Source organism: Halocalculus aciditolerans, assembly GCF_014647475.1.
Taxonomy (GTDB): Archaea; Halobacteriota; Halobacteria; order Halobacteriales; family Halobacteriaceae; genus Halocalculus; species Halocalculus aciditolerans.
Genome location: NZ_BMPG01000002.1, coordinates 569,817 through 586,963, shown reverse-complemented (window position 1 = coordinate 586,963; position 17,147 = coordinate 569,817). Strand labels below are relative to the sequence as shown.

Genomic DNA, 17,147 nt, shown 5'->3' with positions numbered 1-17,147 from the left:
TATGCCATACGTACTCGAAGAGATGACGTGGCCCGACGTCGAGGACGCCCTCGACGACTCCCGCCTCGTCGTCGTTCCGACAGCCAGCATCGAACAGCACGGCCCGCACCTCCCGCTCGCCGTCGACACCATCCGCGCGAACGTCCTCGGCCGCCGCATCGCCGACCGGCTCGACTGCTTCGTCGCGCCGACCGTGCGACCCGGGCGCTCCGACCACCACATGGCGTTCCCCGGCACCATCACGCTCCGCCCCGAGACGTTCCGCGGCGTCCTCCGCGACTACGCCGCGAGCCTCGCCGACCACGGCTTCGAGCACGTCGCGTACTTCACGAGCCACGGCGGCAACACCGACCTCCTCGACGACGCCGTCCCCGACATCGCCGCGGACGTCGGCGTCAACGCCTTCGTCGCCGGCACCAGAGACGGCATCACCGGCACACGCGAACGCGCCATGGCGTCGTTCGACGTCCCGCCCGCCGAAGCCGGCGCGCACGCCGGCGCGGCCGAGACCGCCTTCATCATGCAGACCGACCCCGAACTCGTCCAGGACACCACCGACACCACCGGCTTCCTCGGCGAGTTCACCGGCAAAGACATCGCCGCCGGCATCGACACCCTCGCCCCCAACGGCGTCCTCGGCGACCCCGAACGAGCCAGCGTCGAACAAGGCGAAACCATCATCCGCGAAACCGCCGACTACCTCGCCGACGAAATCCGCGCCGAACTCGGCGTCACCGCCTAACCGACCGCAAAACCGGCTCGCATCCAGCTCTCGCCGTCTGGCGAACCGGCTCGTGCGTCTCAGTCGAAGATTCGGGATTTCGAGTCTTCGGAGAAGTCGCCGCTCCGTTCCTTGGTGCGTTCGTAGACGCCGCGGAGTTCCGCGATGGGCGCGTCGTGTTCGTCGACGCGGAGGTCGTGGTAGGCTTCGGTCTTCGGGGCCCAGACGACGACGGCGGCGGAGGAGTGGCCGCGTTTGTCGCCGCCCGCGTCCTTGCCCGCGGCGAGCGCGGCGAGCAGGCGGTCGACGTGGTCGTCGAAGTCACCGTCGAGAGCGTCGAGGGCGGCGTCGAGCGTCTCCGGGCCGGTGAGCATGTTCCCGGCGGCGGTCCGGTCGCCCTCGACGCGGTGGCCGAACCAGCCGTCGCACCCTTCGCCGGAGTAGGCGAAGGCGTCGCCGCGCGCGTCGAGGCCGTGGACCTGGCGGAGCTCCGCGTGGTCGTCCTGTGCGAGCAGGCCCTCGACGGCGTCGGAGACGGAGAGGTCGTCGAGGAGGTCGATGCCGCGGCGGCCGAGGCGGACGTTGACGAAGCTCTGCGTGCAGATAACGCCGCGCTCGGTCGCGTACGGGCAGAGCGCGCCGACGGCGGGCGCGTCGGTCGCCGCGCCGGCCGCGAACACAGGTCCGTCGGGCGTCTCCTCGCGGAAGCAGACTGAGAACGTCATGCGCACAGCTCGCACGCCGAGGGAAAAAGCCCTCCCCCGAACCGATCCGGCATTCGAAGAACTGACACGAGGCCGATAGACGTGAATCGGGCGTGGAGACGAACTACTCGATGGGATTTCGACCGCTGAAACGCGCCGTAGTAGGCGTTTGAGCGAGCCGAGCGAGTCGTCACTGAGAATAATACGCGTACGTTTTGTCGCAGGGTTGAAGCGTCTCCGGGCGCACGTCCGGAACGTGGCTGACGTCTACGAGCGGTCCACGGCCGACTCGCAGACGCATCGGAGCTTCGGAGACGACCCCCTGGACGCCCTCGTCGACCGGCTCGGGAACGCCGGGTTCTTCGAGAAGGCCGGCGCGGCGCTGCTCGTCACCGCCGCGCTCGGCCTCGCGGTCGGCTCGCTCGCCGGCGGACTACTCGCGTTCACGGGGTCGCTCGCGTTCGTCTTCGCGGTCACGGCGGCCGTCGCGGGCGTCGTCGTCGCCGCCGGCGTCTACGCCCGGCGCGCGCTCGGCGTCGCCGCCCGCGAAGCCCGCCGCCGAATCGCACACGACTAACTCGCCCGCCGGTGGTCGTCGCCTGCTCGGGCGACTCCACGCGCGACGTGTTTTCTCGACGCTCGGAGCGTCACCCGTATCCCCTTCCGCGCGCATTCTCCGCGTATGGCCGACCGCGTCACGAGCGACAACCCGAGCGTCACCACGGTCGACGCGACCCTCGAACGCTACGGCGGCACCCGCCGCCCGCAGGTCGTCGCCCCCGCCGACGCCCGCGACCGGTTCCCCGACGAAGGCGAGGTCGTCCGCCTCGTCGTCGACGGCCACGAATACCGCGCCCGCGTCGCCGAAACGTCCGACGGCCGCGCCGCCTTCCGCGGCGCATACGACACCCCGCGCCTCGCCCGCTCCCGCGACGGCACCAACCACCTCCGCGAGTGGCTCCAGTCCACCGACCTAGATATCGGCCGCACCGTCCACGTCGACGTCGTCGAACCCGACTTCAAATACGGCGTCCGCGCGCCCGGCGAAACCGCTCGATACACGGCCACCGAGAAACCCAAGAGCTCACTCGCCGACATCGCCCGCGACCTGGACGGCTGAGCGTTAGCTCCGGTAGCGGCGGACGCCGTAGACGACCGCGCCGACGGGGAGGAGGAAGACGACGAGGTAGGGGATGGCGTAGGCCGCGAGGAGCGCGAGCGTGTGGAGCGCGTCGACGACGCCGTAGACTGAGGAGACGAACGCGCCGACGATGCCGGGCCGCGATGCGACGGCGGAGCGGTCGGGGCGCTGTTCGTCGAGGTGGACGGTGACGGTCGAGTAGGCGACGCGGTGTTCGAGCACCTGGAGTTCGCCCTGCACCTGCTCGATCTCGGTCTGGACCTCGGAGAGGCGTTCTTGCACCGCGAGGGCTTCCTCGGTGGAGTCCGTCTCGTTGTACATCTCGCGCAGGCGGTCGCGCTGGGCTTTCAGGTTCTCCAGGCGCGCGCGGAGGTCGACGGCCCGCTTCGTCACGTCCCGCGTGTCGGTGGAGACGCGGTCGACGTCGCCGCTCGCGCGGACGGCGTCGAGGAGGACGGAGTAGTTCTCGGCGGGGACCCGGAGGACGACCGTGCCGGTGGTCCACGTCTGGTTGTCCGCGTGGTGTTGTTGCTGGCGGGAGGAGCCGAGGTAGCCGCCGAGCGACCGCGTCTCGGCGACGAGCGACCGGCGGGCGGTGCCGAAGTCGTCGACGGTCACGCTCGCTTCGGCGGTTCGAATCCGGAACCGGGCGTCCGCGGCCGCGCTCATCGACTGCTCGCCGGAGTTGCTCCCGGACTGGACGGTCGTTCCGGCGCTCGCATCACCCGCCGCCGGGGTCGCCTCGACCGCGTCGCCACCGCTCCCGCCGTCGAGGGGCCCGCCGCCCGCGCCCAAACAGCCGGCGAGGACGAGGAGGGCGGCGACCGCGACGACGACGAACGTGCGTCTCACTCTCACACTCCGTAGGTGTCACTCGGGCGTGATAAGTCGAGGGGGCGGGTGAAACCGCGATTTGACCGTTAGTCGTCGAAGGAGAGGTCGCGGAAGGTCGCGCGGTAGTCGTCGCGCTCGAACGCGGACGCGGTCGAGTCGACCTCGATGCGGAGCTCCGCGATGCGCGCCTGGAGGTCCTGGTACTTCTCGGAGGCCGCCAGCTCCTCCTCGTCCTTCGCGCGCTTCAGGACGGCGCGCTTCGAGCAGAGCGTGTAGAGTTCGCTCAGGGTCTCCGAGTACGTCGTCCGGGTGAGCAGGCGGTCGACGGTCGAGAGGAGCGTGTCCTTCGACACGGGTTTCGTCAGGTACGCGTCGAAGCCGAGGTCGATGATGTCGAAGTCGGGTTCGACGGCGGTGACCATCGCGACGCGGCAGTCCTCGTCGGCGTCGCGGATGCGTTCGAGGACGTCGTCGCCGGAGAGCCCCGGCATGCTCCGGTCGAGGAGGACGATGTCGACGGCGTCGTCGAGTGACTCCAGGGCTTCCTCCCCGTTCGCCGCCGTTCGGACGTCGTAGGCGTCACCGAGGCGCGCCTCGTAGAGTTTCAGGTACTCCGGCAGGTCGTCGACGGCCAGTACGGTCGGAGTCGCCACCTCGGCGCTCGCCCCTGCCGCGGCGGACCGGGCGTTCCCCTGTGCCGTCTGGCGGTCGCTACGGCCTCCCGCCTCGCCGTCCAGGTTTGTTTCATGCCCGCTACCCATTGGTATTGAGACTATTTAGGAAACTGGTGGGCAAAAGCCTTCCCCCGGGTTTTCCGAACCGCAACACTACCGAACAGTTATATCTTTCTCTCGCGGGCGGCCGCGAAACCGAGCCAACGGAGCGCCGTATTTTCGGGTGTAACCCGCCTCTCTAGCGTGTTACTAGCTCCCACCCACCAGTATATTTTGCGAAACATTTAAGTAGGTGTCGGTCTTATCAATGGTTAGGAAGCGCCCCCCGGAACGGATTTATACGTTTTCCCGGGCGGCTTCAGTGATACACCATGAGCGACACCAGCATCCGAACCTACAGCGGCGAGCAGACCAGTACGACAGAACGAGAAGAAGAGCAGGTCGACACCGACGTCTGCCCCGAGTGCGGCGGCGACGTCCGCCACGACGCCGAACACGGCGAGACCGTCTGCGCCGACTGCGGTCTCGTCGTCGAAGAGGACGGTATCGACCGCGGCCCCGAGTGGCGCGCCTTCGACTCCGCCGAGAAGGACAAGAAGAGCAGAGTGGGAGCGCCGACGACTAACATGATGCACGACAAGGGGCTGTCGACGAACATCGGCTGGCAGAACAAGGACGCCTACGGGAACTCCCTCTCCAGCCGCCAGCGCCAGAAGATGCAGCGCCTCCGCACGTGGAACGAGCGCTTCCGCACCCGCGACAGCAAGGAGCGCAACCTCAAGCAGGCGCTCGGCGAAATCGAACGCATGAGCTCGGCGCTCGGCCTCCCCAAGGAGGTCCGCGAGACCGCGTCCGTCATCTACCGCCGCGCGCTCAACGAGGACCTCCTCCCCGGCCGCAGCATCGAAGGCGTCGCCACCGCCGCCGTCTACGCCGCCGCCCGACAGATGCAGACCCCGCGCTCCATCGACGAAGTCGCCGTCGTCTCACGCATCGACGAGATGGAGTTCAAACGCACCTACCGCTACATCGTGCGCGAACTCTCCCTCGAAGTCGCCCCCGCTGACCCCGCGAGCTACGTCCCGCGCTTCGCCAGCGAACTCGACCTCTCCGAGGAAGTCGAACGCCAAGCCCGCGACCTCCTCACGACCGCCCAGGAGACCGGCGTCACCAGCGGGAAGAGCCCTGTCGGCCTCGCCGCCGCCGCCATCTACGCCGCCAGCCTCCTCACCAACCAGAAGGTCACCCAATCCGCCGTCTCCGACGTCACCGACGTCAGTGAGGTCACCATCCGCAACCGCTACCAGGAACTGCTGGAAGCGACTGCCTAAAAAGCCCAAAACCGTCGGCTTCGCCGACGGTTTTCCCCTTTTTATGTCCCACCCTTCCCGTCGGGGGACGCAAGCGGGCGGCCTAACGGCCGCCCCGCGGCATCACGCGGTGAACTAACCGCTCCGCTACTGCTCCGCTACAACTACCGCCCGCCTCCGCGACCACTCCGCCTCCGCTGCCGCACGCCGGTTTTCCGTCCTGTTTCCGCCCGCCGAATCCGCAATGTCTCTCGCTGGGTCTGTGACCTGATTCGCTCTCGCGCGTTCGGGGTCGTGGCCGCGGCGTCGCGCCCGCACGTCGACCGCTCATCTCACGCACCGAAGTATTTTCCCGCGTACTCCGACTGCTCGTGGTATGGTCGGCCTCGCGCGCGGGACCGTCGAACTCGAACCGTACGACGAGTCGTGGGTGGCGGTCTACGAGCGCGAAGCCGAGCGGCTCGACGCGCTCGTCGGCGAGGCCGTCGAGGCGTTCGCCCACGTCGGCAGCACGGCGATTCCCGGCCTCCCGGCGAAACCGATCATCGACCTGCTCGCCGTCGTTCCCGACCGAGAAGCCGGCGAGCGCGTCGCCAACACGCTGATCGAACACGGCTACGAGCGCCGGCCGAACGACGACGTCGACGGGCGGATCTTCCTCGCGCGCGGCCCGCCGTCGAACCGCACCCACTACCTCTCGGTCGTCACGCCCGACAGCGACTGCTACCGCGAACAGCTCGCCTTCCGAGACTCCCTCCGCGCACACCCCGACGTTCGAGACGCGTACGCCGACCTGAAACGCGACCTCGCGGCCGAGCACGGCGACGACCGGGCGACCTACACCGCGGCGAAGAGCGAATTCGTCGAATCCGTCCTCGACGACGCGCTTGACTAATCAGTCGAGTGTCCGCTCGCCGGCGTCGATGCGCGCGGGAACGTGGTTGTCGGTCGGCGGGAGGGGGCTGGCGTAGGCGTCGTCGTAGTGCGCGAACGGCGCGTACGCGAGGTTGAAGTCGAGCGCGACCTCGTCGCGGGCGTCGACGCCCTCGACGTCCACGTCGAGATACCGCCCCATCGCGGGCGTCGTATCGCCGGTCGTCTCGTCCGTGAACGGCACGAGCAGCGTCTCCTGCCCGGGCGTCCGGTAGCCGGTGAGCGTCGTGAACTCGCCGCCGACGGTGAACCCGAACGCCGCCGCGGCCTCGTACTCCGCCTCGGACGGCCCGTCGCCGCCATCGCTCCCTTTCGCCATCTCAAGCACGACTGTCTCCGGCGTCTGTCGCGGCTCGTAGCGCGCGACCACTCGATACTCGGGGTCCGGTTCGTAGTAGTCGAGCCCGTCGAATCCGTCTCGGCCGGCGAGCGGCGAGTCGTCGTCGCGTTCGAGGAACGCGTCCTTCCGCTCGCGGTAGTCTCGGACTCTGTCGCGCCACGCGTCGAGGTCGAGGTCGGATTCGGCCATACCACGGGCTTCGGGACCGCGCGCCGTAAGCGACGCGCTCCGCCGCGGGCTGTGCCGCGAACGGGAAGCGGCTAAGGGCCGCCGCGTCCACCACTCAACTATGCACGTTCGCCGCGCCGCGACCGGACTGCGCCCGAATCACGAGCCGATGCGGGGTGTCGCGCGGTGACGCTCGCACTCGACGGGAGCGCGGGCGGCGGGCAGCTCGTCCGCACGGCCGCGTCGCTCGCCGCGCTGACCGGCGAGGGCTTCGAGATGACGGGCGTCCGCGGGAATCGCGACCCGCCGGGCCTGCGCGCCCAGCACGCCACCGCCGTCCGCGCCGCCGCGACGCTCTGTGACGCCGACACCACCGGCGTCGACGTCGGCAGCGAACGCGTCGTCGTCGATCCTGGTACGCTTCGCGGCGGCGACTTCGCCTTCGACGTCGGCACCGCGGAGAGCCTCCCACTCGTCGTCGACGCGCTCCTCCCGCTCGCTGTCGGCCTCCCCGAACCCGTGACCGTCGAACTCGCGGGCGGAACCGACGTTCGGCACGCGCCCTCGCTCGACTACCTCCGTCACGTCAAACTCCCGGCCCTCCGCTCGCTCGGCCTCGACGCCGAACTAGAGATCGACCGCCGCGGATTCTACCCCGCGGGCGGCGGCGAACTCACCCTCACGCTCCGGCCGTCGACGCTCGACTCCGTCGAACTCTCGGAGCGCGGCCGGCTCGCGCAGGTCGCCGTCCACTCCGCCGCGTCGAACGACCTCGCGGACGCGGACGTCGCCGAACGCCAGATATCGGGCGTTCGCGAGGGAATCGACCTCGACGTCCCGGTCCGGGAGGCGGCCGAGTACGTGTCGACGCGCTCGACGGGGAGCGTTGTGACGGTCGTCGCGGACTACGGGACGCACCGCGCGGGCTTCACGGCGCTCGGCGAGCGCGGCCGTCCCGCGGAGGACGTCGGGCTCGCGGCCGCCGCGGGCTTCCGCCGATTCGCCGGCGAGCCGGGCGCGGTCGACCGCCACCTCGCCGACCAGCTCCTCCCGTACCTCGCGCTCGCCGGCGGGAGCGTCACGGCTCCGGAGCGCACGCGGCACGTCGAGACCTGCGCGCGCCTCCTCGACGCCTTCGGCGCTCCGGTCTCCATCGAGGAGTCGGACGCGCTCCGCCTCAGCGCCACAGGAGCGGAATTGACGCGGTGAGCGCGACGAGGACGAACCACGCCACGGCGTTCCACCACGGCACGCCCCGAAACCGAAGCCCCGAGAGCGGGTGGTCGGGGTAGGACCACGCTTCGGCGTCGACGCCGAGCGGGTCGAGGAAGGCGTCGACGGCGGTCGCGACGAGCGCGGCGACGAGGACCGCGCGGGCGTCCGCCGGGACGAACACGCGGGCGAACCGGTACGCGAGATAGCCGACAGCGGGCCACGCGGCGACGACGTGCAGGGGGACGCCCGCGACGCGCGGCCGCGTGTGGTGGCGGACGAGGCCGAGCGCGACGCCGACGGCCTCCGCGAGGAAGGCCAGCGCCATCCCGCCGGAGAAGAAGGCGACGACGAGGGCGGGCGGCCACGATAAACCGGCGTGGACGGCGACGAGTGCGGCGAAGAGGGCAGTGATGAGCGAGCGATGCGACGGGTGCGAGCGGTGCGAGCGCGCCATTCCGGTCAGTCGGTGAGGCCGTAGCCGCGGCGGAAGAGATAGACGTCGACGGCGAGGACGACGATTGTGAGGCCGGTGAGGACGACGAGCGCGGTCTCCGGGCGGAGGTCGGCGGAGCCGAGGAAGCCGTAGCGCACGCCGTTCACCATGTAGACCATCGGGTTGAGGAGGCTGACCTCGCGCCAGACGCCCGGGAGCTCGGAGAGCGAGTAGAAGACGCCGCCGAAGAAGACGAGCGGCCGGATGATGAACTGATTCAGGACTGTGAGGTGGTCGAAGTCCTCCGCCCAGAGGCCGCCCATGACGCCGAACCCGGCGAAGAGCACGGTGATGACGAGCATGAACGCGACGACGTAGCCGACGGCGGCGAAGGAAACGTCGGTGAAGAAGAGGCCGATGACGGTGATCATCACGCCGATGACGACGCCGCGTGCTGCGGACGCGATGACGTAGGCGGCGACCATCTCCCAGTACGCCATCGGGCTCGTCAGCGTCTCGTGGATGTACTCGTTCCAGCGGCCGTGGAAGATGCTGAAGGAGGCGTTCTCGAAGGCGTTCCCGATGGCACCGAGGACGACGAGACCGGGGAGGATGAACTGGATGTAGGGGACGCCTCCTTGTTGATCGATGCGGCCGCCGAGGATGACGCCGAAGACGGCGAAGTAGAGGACGTTCGTGATGAGCGGCGGGACGAACGTGTTCCGGGGGCGGCGGACGAAGCGGAGAATCTCGCGTTCGGTGAGCGTCTTGAAGCCGGCTGAGAGGACGCTCACGGCGACACCTCCAGTGCGGGTTCGTCGTCGGCTTCGTCTTTCTCGGGTCGCGTCATCTCGACGAAGACCTCTTCGAGGCTGGTGCGGGAGATGTCGATGTCGACGGCGCGCAGGCCTTGTGCGTCGAGCTGGCGGACGGCTTCGGGGGCGAGCGCGCTGGCGTTGCCGGTCTGGACGCGGAGGACGTTCCCGTCGAGTTCGAGGTCGTCGACGCGGTCGTCCTCGATGGCGGGAACGCTGTCGGGAGCGCGGTCGAGGTGGACGGCGAGGGTGTCGACGCCGCGCTCGGTGAGTTCGTCGGGCGTCGCGACGGTGACGTTCCGCCCGGAGTCGATGATGGCGACCTCGTCGCAGAGCCGTTCGGCCTCCTCGATGTAGTGCGTGGTGAGGAGGATGGTGGTCCCGCGGTCGTTGAGGTCGGTGATGAGGTCCCAGAGGTCGTGGCGGAGTTCGACGTCGACGCCGGCGGTGGGTTCGTCGAGGATGAGGAGGTCGGGGTCGGTGACCATCGCGCGGGCGAGCATGAACCGGCGTTTCATGCCGCCGGAGAGCCAGTCGAAGCGCGTGTCGCGCTTGTCGTAGATATCGACGGTCCGCAGGGCGTCGTCGGCGCGCCGGGTGGCTTCCTCGCCGGTGATTCCGTGGTAGCCGGCCTTGTGTTCGAGGACTTCGCGGATCGGGAAGAAGCGGTCGACGTTGAACTCCTGCGGGGCGAGGCCGATGGCGTCGCGCGCCGCCTGATAGTCGTCTTCGACGTCGTTCCCGAAGACTTCGGCGCTTCCGCCGGTCTTCCGGACGAGTCCAACGAGGATGTTGATGAAGGTCGTCTTCCCCGCGCCGTTCGGTCCGAGCAGGCCGAAGAAGGAGCCTTCGGGGACGTCGAGGTCGAGACCGTCGAGCGCTCGGACGTCGCCGTACTCCTTCTCGAGGTTCCGCGTGCGAATCGCCGGAGGCATCTACGCGAATCGACGGCGCTTCGACGGTTAAGGGTGGTGAACACGGCCGCGCGAACCGCCACTCGCACGCGCCGCCGGCCCGCGACACGCGCTACCACTGACCGATAGTTGACCGCTGGTTGCCAACTCGTACCGTGGTGTGAAACCGCAAGACGACGGCGATGTTTCGGTTCGAAGGAGAAGGGCTTTATCACGAGACGGGTAACTCTCCGTCGATGCGACGAAAGGTCCTCCTCACTGTAGCACTCGTCGCGGTGCTCGCGCTCGCCGGCTGTACCGGCGGCACGGGCCCCGCGGCGAACAACACGACGACCAGCGACGCGGCGAGCGCGACGTACGCGCCCGGCGTGAACGAGACGGGTGTGACGAGCGCCCCGGCGCTCTCCACGGCGTACGCGGACGCGCTCTCGAACACGTCCTACGCCGTCTCCCAGAACACGACGGTCGCCTTCGAGAACGGCACGACCGACGTGCAGACGACGCTCGACGGGAACGTCGCCTCGAAGACGCACTACAACCTCACCGACGCTCAGACGGGCGCGAGCGTCTCCGACTCCGCGACGACGTACTTCACGCCCGCGAACGACTCCGCGGTCTACACGCGCACGGTCGCTGACGGGAACGCGTCTGTCGGCGTCGACTCCGAACCGGCCGCGAGCCGCTTCGGCAAGCTCGGCGTCGTCGACGACGACTTCGTCTACCTCACCTTCGCCTCCGCCGACGAGACGAACGCCACCATCGAGGACGACGCGACGCACCTCACCGCCTCCGGCTTCACGGTGACGACCCACCACGGCCTCGCCAACGTCACCGACACGCAGGCCACCGCGGTCGTTCAGGCTGACGGCACGCTCACCAGCCTCTCCGTCACCTACACCGCCACCGCCGACGGCGAACCCGTCCACGTCACCCAGACGTGGAGCTACGACACCGACGCGTCCGTCGCCGCCCCGTCCTGGACCGACCAGGCCGAATAATCGACTCGGCTCCCGCCAGCCATCCGCGGGACCCGTTCTTCTGCCGGCCGGACGCCCCGCACTAGTGAACGCTCTCAGCCGGTCGTCCGCATCCCCGCCGCGATTCCCTTTACCGTCAGGCGGAGCGCGCGGTCGACCGCCGCCGGCGTCTCTCCGCTCTGCCGCGCTTCTTCCAGCAGTTCGACCTGCAGGTGGTTCAGCGGGTCGACGTAGGGGTTCCGGCGCGCGAGGTTCTCCGCGAACCACTCCCGCTCGACGAGCGCGTCCCGCCCCGTGATGGCGAGCACCGCCTCAACCGACCGCTCGTACTCGGCTTCGAGCCGCGGGAAGAACCGCTCGCGGAGGTCGTCGTCCGCGAGGTCGGCGTACTCGGCCGCGACGCCGAGCTCCGTCCGCGCGAGCGCGTGCGCCGCCCGGTCCACGACCGACCGGAAGAACGGCCACGACTCGTAGAGCTCGCCGAGCGCCTCCGTCTCGACGGGCGCGGCGTCGACGCCCGTCCCGAACCCGTACCAGCCCGGGACGATGCAGCGCGCCTGCGTCCACGAGAACACCCACGGAATCGCCCGCAGGTCCTCCACCGTTCGCTCCCCGGTCCGCGACGCCGGCCGCGACCCGAGATGCAGCGTCTCCACCACGTCGATGGGCGTCGCCTGCTCGTAGTACGCCACGAACCCCTCGGTTTCGAGGAGGTCGCGGTACTCGTCGCGGGCCGCGTCCGCCATCGCCGCCGCCCCCTCCACCCACGCATCTCTCGGGCGCACGGCGGCGTCGGACGCCGCCGCCCCGACCGCCTGCACCTGCGCGCCCACGACCTGCTCCAGCGTCCGCTCCGCCAGCCCCCGCGTCGCGTAATGCTCCGCGATGGTCTCCCCCTGCTGCGTGAACTTTACCGGGCCTGTCGCCGTCTCCGGCGGGAGCGCGCGCAGCGCGTCGTCCGTCGGCCCGCCGCCGCGGGAGACGGAGCCGCCGCGCCCGTGGAACAACCGCAGGTCCACGTCGTGTTCGTCGGTTATCTCGGCGAGCCGGCGCTGCGCGTCGTTCAACCGCCAGTTCGAGGCGAGGAAGCCGTTCTCCTTCGTCGAGTCCGAGTAGCCGAGCATCACCTCCTGAACCCCGTCCCGCGCGTCGAGGGCGGCGCGGTAGGCGTCGTTCTCGAAGAGCGCCGTGAGGAAGTCGCGCGCGCCGGAGAGCGCGGATTCGGTTTCGAGGAGCGGGACGACGTCGATACCCGAATGGTCGGGGAGCGCGACGACGCCCGCCTGGTCGGCGAGGAAGAGGACTTCGAGGACGTGACTCGGCTCCTCCGTCATGCTCACCGCGTAGGCGTCGATGGCGTCCTCGCCGTACTCCGCCTGCCAGTCCGCGAGCGCGGCGAACCGCCGGAGCACCCGCGTTGTCGTCTCGCCGTACGCGTCGCGCTCGACCTCGACGTCGACCACGGGGGCGTCTCGGTCGATGGCGTCCGTGAGCACGCGCTGGCGCTCCGCCTCCGTCATCCCCGCGTAGTCGACGCCCTGCGCGGCGAGCGCCTCGCTCACGGCCTCGGTGTGGTTGTCCGCGTGGTCGCGGAGGTCGAGCGCCGCGAGGTGGAACCCGAACGTCGCCGCCTGCCGGCGGAGCGGGACGACGTGCACGTCCGCGAGTCGGTCGAGCCCGTTCGCCCGCAGCGCGTCCTCGACCCGGCCGAGGTCCGCGCGGAACGCGTCCGCGTCACCGTACTCGCCGGCGCGGACGCCGCCCACCCGGTCGAGGCGCTCGCGCATCCCCGCGACAGCGCGCCGGAACGGCTCGTCCGGATGGCGGTCTCCCGCCGTGCTCCCCGGCGGCGGACTCGGCAGGTCGGCGTCCGCGACGCGCGCTCCGTCCACCGCCAGCGCGTCCTCGACGTCCGCGAGCGCCTCGTCGTACCGCTCGACGACGAGCGCGCGCTGGCGGGCGAGCACCTCGCTCGTCGTGTCCACCGTGACGTAGGGGTTGCCGTCGCGGTCGCTCCCCGCCCACGACCGGAAGGAGAGGAGCTCCGGGACGGCCGGCGGGTCGTCGTAGGCGTCGTCGAGCGCGCGCTCTACCGCGTCGTAGAGCGCCGGCACGCCGTCGAACACCGTGCCCGCGAGATAGTGGTGGACGTCGCGCGCCTCGTCCAGCGGCTCCGGCCGCCGCGTCCGCACGTGCCGCGCCGTCCACAGCGCCTCGACCGCCGCCGCGAGCCGGGCTTCCTCGCGCTCTCGCTCCGCCGCCGTCAGCTGCCGCTCGTCGACGTCTTCGAGCACGTCCGCCACCCGGCCGAGCAGGCTCTTCACCGTCTTCCGTCGCGCCTCCGTCGGGTGCGCCGTGAACGTCGGCGTCACCTCGACGCTTTCCAGCACGTCGGCGAGGTCGTCCGCGTCGAGCGCGTCGGCGAGCGCCCCGATTGCGTCCGCCACCCCGCCCGGCGCGGGGCCGTCTCGCGAGCGCTCGCGGAGCTGTCGGACGCGCTCTCGGTCCTCCGCGACGTTCACCAGCTCGAAGTACGCCGTGAACGCCCGCGCGAGCGACTCCCGCTCGCTCGGCGGCGTCTCCTCCACGGCGGCTCTCACGGCGGAGTGGTCGCCCGCGTCCCCGCGCCGGTAGTCGATGGCGGCCGTCCGCGCGTTCTCGACGGCCGCGAACGCCGCCGGCGGCTCGTGCGTCGACAGCACCTCGCCGAGCGTGTCGCCGAGTCGTCGCACGTCACTCGTCACTGACCGGTCGTCCCCTGCCATGGCGTGGCACTCGATAGCATGACGCTTCAATCCCCGGGATGGATTGAGTATTACCGTAGTAACTCCGTGTGGCAAACGGTTACAACCCCCCGGTGAGAAAGACGGGGCATGTACACCGTACTGGTCGCTATCGACGACGACCGCGAACGAGCGCTCGAACAGGCCGAAGCCATCGCCGACCTGCCCGGCCGCGACGAAGTCGAAGCCATCCTCTTCCACAACTTCGAGGACAACCCCGAAGGCGCGTCCGTCAACCAGGTCGCCGCCGTCCGCCGCGCCCGCGAGAAACTCGAAGACGCCGGCGTCACCGTCCAGCTCGCCGAAGGCAGCGGCGAATCCACCGAATCCATCCTCGACGCCGCCGACGACCACGACGTCGACGCCGTCTGCGTCGCCGCCCGCAAACGCACCCCCGCCGGCAAAGTCCTCTTCGGCAGCGTCACGCAGGGCGTCATCCTCTCTTCCTCCCGCCCCGTCATCGTCTGCGGCGAAGCCTGACACGACCGGGCCCAAACACTTTCCCGCCGAACCCCCGTCCGTTCCGTCGTGAGTCGTCTCGCCGAGCGCGTCCGCCCCTTCGTCGGGCCGGGCGCGCTCATCGCTCTCGGCGCTCTCCTCGTCGTCGTCCCCGTCTACGACGTCTTCACCGACGTCTACCTCCAGCGGAAGCTCCCGTTCTCCACGCTCCTCGAGAACGCGCTCCCCGTGCTCTGCGCCGCCCTCGTCGTCGCCGCCGGCGTCTGGCTCGCCGCGAGCGACCGCGACACCGACTACGCCGACACCGTCGCCGCCTGGGGCGTCGTCACCGTCGTCGCCGCCGTCGCCCTCCACGTCTGGGTCATCGGCATCCAACTCGTCGTCCAGGACGACCTGAAGCCCTTCGTCATCGCCGCCGACGCCATCGTCGCCGCCGCCGTCCTCGGCATCTTCATCGGCGTCTCCGACGCCCGCACCGAAGCGCGAACGGAACGCCTCGAAACCGAACGCGACCGGTTCGGCGCGCTCTTCGAGAACACCACCGACTGCGTCGCCGAACTCTCTTTCGCGGACGGCGACGCCGTCGTCACTCACGCGAACGGTCAGTTCCGCTCGACGTTCGCCGACGGGCGGGCCGCCGAAGGCCGCCGCCTCCGCGACGTCGTCGAACCCGCCAGCGGCGACGCGCTCGACCGCCGCGTCACACCCGACGACGTCCGCGAAGCCACCGAGTCCGAAGTCCACCGCGAGACCGCCGCCGGCGACCGCCTCTTCCTCCGCCGGTTCGTCCCGCTCGAATCCGACACCGGCGGCTACGTCGTGTACACCGACGTCACCGACCAGAAACGCCTCGCCGAAGAGCGCGCCGAACGCAACCGCGTCGAATACCTCCACGACGTCGCCTCGCAGCTCGGCGGCGCGACCGAACGCGAACGCGCACACGCCCTCGCCATGGACGCCGTCGCCGAAGCCTTCGACTTCGAAGGCGCGGTCCTCTCCCTCGACGGCGACGTCGTCACCGCCCGCAACGCCGCGGAGCCGATCTGTCCGAACGCCATCACCGAGGCCGCCGAGACCGGCGACCCCGTCTTCGGGACGACGACGCGCGACGGCCGTACGTACGCCGTCGTCACCGCCGGCGTCGGCGACCGCGGCGCGCTCCAGACCTGGGGGCCCGTCGACGTCTTCGACGAACGCGACGGCACCGCCGCCGAACTCCTCACCACCCACCTCACCGAGACGCTCCGCCGCCTCGACCGCGAAGCGCGCGTCCAACACGAGCGCGAACGACTCGAGTTCATCAACCGCATCCTCCGCCACAACCTCCTCAACGGCATGAACGTCGTCGACGCCCGCGTCGACCTCCTCAAGGGGAACGTCGACGAATCGCACGAAGACCACCTCGCCGTCGTCGACGACCGCGTCGACGACATGGTCTCCCTCATCGAGACCATCCGCGCCTTCATGCAGACTATCGTCGAGCGCGCCGACCACGAACTCGAACCCGTCGCGCTCGCCGACACCCTCGAACGCGAAGTCGCGAAACTCCGCGACGCCCACCCCGCCGCCGCCGTCCGCGTCGACGCCCTCCCCGCCGTCGACGTGCTCGCCGACGACCTCCTCCCCGAGCTCTTCGAGAACCTCCTCACGAACGCCGTCCAGCACAACGACAAACCCGACCCGCGGGTCGCTATCGAGGCCACCGCGGACGCGGACGCCGGCGTCGCCGTCGTCCACGTCGCTGACAACGGCCCCGGCGTCCCCGACGACGAGAAAGACGACGTCTTCGATAAGGGCGTCAAGGGCCTCTCCAGCCCCGGCAGCGGGTTCGGCCTCTACCTCGTCCGCGAGATCGTCGACACCTACGGCGGCCGCATCGCCGTCGCCGACAACGACCCCGAGGGCGCGGTCTTCACCGTCGAACTCCCGCTCGCCGACGCCGAGCGCGACGCCGTCGGTGGCGACCGCACTCCGGACTAATTCTCGGTCTGACTACGGCCGCAAGATTATACCGTGCGGGTTACCTCTAGCCCAGCTAGAAGGAGCCCACTCCCCCCTATGTCATCGAAATACCCTGATGGTGGTGGTCAGGCGTCTACCGAGAGCCCGGAGGCGACTGAACCCCGAGTCCTCGTCGTCGACGACGACACCGACTTAGCCGAGACCTTCCGGCTCTGGCTCACCAGCGAGTTCGACGTCGAAACCGCCTACGGCGGCGAAGAAGCGCTCGAAAAACTCGACGACGACATCGACGTCGTCCTCCTCGACCGCCGCATGCCCGAGATGTCCGGCGGCGACGTCCTCGACGAAATCCGCGACCGCGGCCTCGACTGCCGCGTCTCCATGGTCACCGCCGTCGAACCCAGCGAGGACATCGTCGAGATGGAGTTCGACGAATACCTCGTGAAACCCGTCGAGCGCGACGGCGTCATCGACGTCGTCGAAGAACTCCACGCCCGCCTCTCCTACGACGAGGACCTCCAGGAGTACTACGCCGTCTCCGCGAAAGTCGGCGCGCTCGAATCCCAACTCACCCCGACCGAGCAATCGCAGAGCGACGCGCTCGCCGAACTCCGCGAACGCCTCGAAGAACTCGAAACCGCCACCCGCGACGGCTTCGAGGACGTCGACGGCATGGAGAGCGCGTTCCGCGAGATCTAACCGCTCTCGAATCCGCCCCGACGGGGGCTCTCCGGGGCTCCAGTCGAAGCTCTCCCCCCTCTCGC

The 17,147-nt window shown here is 69.8% G+C and carries 18 protein-coding genes; 10 read left to right on the top strand and 8 right to left on the bottom strand.

What is annotated here, in order from left to right; genetic code table 11:
* The first annotated feature begins 1 nt into the window (after position 1).
* On the top strand, positions 2-742 hold the full coding sequence (locus IEY26_RS09625; RefSeq protein WP_188978334.1) for a creatininase family protein: 741 nt from the start codon (positions 2-4) through the stop codon (positions 740-742).
* Between the two features lie 59 nt (positions 743-801).
* Here the strand turns inward: IEY26_RS09625 and IEY26_RS09620 are convergent, their stop codons facing one another.
* Entirely contained in the window at positions 802-1,446 is a 645-nt protein-coding gene (locus tag IEY26_RS09620) for a DUF1028 domain-containing protein (RefSeq protein ID WP_188978332.1), read from the bottom strand.
* A 235-nt stretch (positions 1,447-1,681) separates the two neighbouring features.
* On the opposite strand from IEY26_RS09620, the gene IEY26_RS09615 reads away from it, so the two are divergent.
* Together IEY26_RS09615 and IEY26_RS09610 are read left to right on the top strand one after the other, a co-directional pair.
* Positions 1,682-2,002 (top strand): hypothetical protein, encoded by a 321-nt coding sequence (locus tag IEY26_RS09615; protein ID WP_188978330.1) that lies wholly within the window; start codon positions 1,682-1,684, stop codon positions 2,000-2,002.
* A gap of 105 nt (positions 2,003-2,107) precedes the next feature.
* Positions 2,108-2,545, top strand: a complete 438-nt coding sequence (locus tag IEY26_RS09610) for a DUF7112 family protein (protein ID WP_188978328.1) — start codon at positions 2,108-2,110, stop codon at positions 2,543-2,545.
* A 3-nt stretch (positions 2,546-2,548) separates the two neighbouring features.
* On the opposite strand, the gene IEY26_RS09605 is transcribed toward IEY26_RS09610, so the two are convergent.
* Entirely contained in the window at positions 2,549-3,424 is an 876-nt protein-coding gene (locus tag IEY26_RS09605; RefSeq protein ID WP_229774012.1) for a DUF4349 domain-containing protein, read from the bottom strand.
* A gap of 62 nt (positions 3,425-3,486) precedes the next feature.
* On the bottom strand, positions 3,487-4,053 hold the full coding sequence (locus IEY26_RS09600; RefSeq protein WP_229774010.1) for a response regulator transcription factor: 567 nt from the start codon (positions 4,051-4,053) through the stop codon (positions 3,487-3,489).
* 392 nt (positions 4,054-4,445) lie between these two features.
* Between IEY26_RS09600 and IEY26_RS09595 the strand changes: the two genes are divergently transcribed.
* Positions 4,446-5,405 (top strand): transcription initiation factor IIB, encoded by a 960-nt coding sequence (locus IEY26_RS09595; protein WP_188978324.1) that lies wholly within the window; start codon positions 4,446-4,448, stop codon positions 5,403-5,405.
* 355 nt (positions 5,406-5,760) lie between these two features.
* Positions 5,761-6,279, top strand: a complete 519-nt coding sequence (locus IEY26_RS09590) for a GrpB family protein (RefSeq protein WP_188978321.1) — start codon at positions 5,761-5,763, stop codon at positions 6,277-6,279.
* Here IEY26_RS09590 and IEY26_RS09585 read toward each other — a convergent pair whose 3' ends face one another.
* Positions 6,280-6,846, bottom strand: a complete 567-nt coding sequence (locus IEY26_RS09585; RefSeq protein ID WP_188978319.1) for a DUF1684 domain-containing protein — start codon at positions 6,844-6,846, stop codon at positions 6,280-6,282.
* Between the two features lie 165 nt (positions 6,847-7,011).
* Between IEY26_RS09585 and rtcA the strand changes: the two genes are divergently transcribed.
* A complete protein-coding gene (rtcA, locus tag IEY26_RS09580; RefSeq protein WP_188978318.1) occupies positions 7,012-8,034 on the top strand; it encodes an RNA 3'-terminal phosphate cyclase in 1,023 nt (340 codons plus the stop codon).
* Here the strand turns inward: rtcA and IEY26_RS09575 are convergent.
* The 3 genes from IEY26_RS09575 to IEY26_RS09565 are packed head-to-tail and all read right to left on the bottom strand — an operon-like array spanning position 8,003 to position 10,223.
* Complete coding sequence (locus tag IEY26_RS09575) at positions 8,003-8,494, bottom strand: carotenoid biosynthesis protein (RefSeq protein WP_188978316.1); 492 nt, start codon at positions 8,492-8,494, stop codon at positions 8,003-8,005. The two genes, rtcA and IEY26_RS09575, sit on opposite strands and share 32 nt — an antisense overlap.
* A 5-nt stretch (positions 8,495-8,499) precedes the next feature.
* A complete protein-coding gene (locus tag IEY26_RS09570) occupies positions 8,500-9,267 on the bottom strand; it encodes an ABC transporter permease (protein ID WP_188978314.1) in 768 nt (255 codons plus the stop codon).
* Positions 9,264-10,223, bottom strand: a complete 960-nt coding sequence (locus IEY26_RS09565; protein ID WP_188978312.1) for an ABC transporter ATP-binding protein — start codon at positions 10,221-10,223, stop codon at positions 9,264-9,266. Before IEY26_RS09565 ends, IEY26_RS09570 begins: the two co-directional genes overlap by 4 nt.
* Positions 10,224-10,438: 215 nt before the next feature.
* On the opposite strand from IEY26_RS09565, the gene IEY26_RS09560 reads away from it, so the two are divergent.
* A complete protein-coding gene (locus IEY26_RS09560) occupies positions 10,439-11,200 on the top strand; it encodes a hypothetical protein (protein WP_188978310.1) in 762 nt (253 codons plus the stop codon).
* Between the two features lie 74 nt (positions 11,201-11,274).
* On the opposite strand, the gene IEY26_RS09555 is transcribed toward IEY26_RS09560, so the two are convergent.
* Positions 11,275-13,944 (bottom strand): phosphoenolpyruvate carboxylase, encoded by a 2,670-nt coding sequence (locus IEY26_RS09555; RefSeq protein ID WP_188978308.1) that lies wholly within the window; start codon positions 13,942-13,944, stop codon positions 11,275-11,277.
* Between the two features lie 108 nt (positions 13,945-14,052).
* Between IEY26_RS09555 and IEY26_RS09550 the strand changes: the two genes are divergently transcribed.
* The 3 genes from IEY26_RS09550 (at position 14,053) to IEY26_RS09540 (ending at position 17,082) form a co-directional block, all read left to right on the top strand.
* Positions 14,053-14,442, top strand: coding sequence for a universal stress protein (locus IEY26_RS09550; protein WP_188978306.1), 390 nt, complete (start codon positions 14,053-14,055; stop codon positions 14,440-14,442).
* A gap of 48 nt (positions 14,443-14,490) precedes the next feature.
* Positions 14,491-16,401, top strand: a complete 1,911-nt coding sequence (locus IEY26_RS09545) for a sensor histidine kinase (RefSeq protein WP_188978304.1) — start codon at positions 14,491-14,493, stop codon at positions 16,399-16,401.
* Between the two features lie 78 nt (positions 16,402-16,479).
* Positions 16,480-17,082, top strand: a complete 603-nt coding sequence (locus tag IEY26_RS09540; protein WP_188978302.1) for a response regulator transcription factor — start codon at positions 16,480-16,482, stop codon at positions 17,080-17,082.
* Positions 17,083-17,147 lie beyond the last annotated feature (65 nt).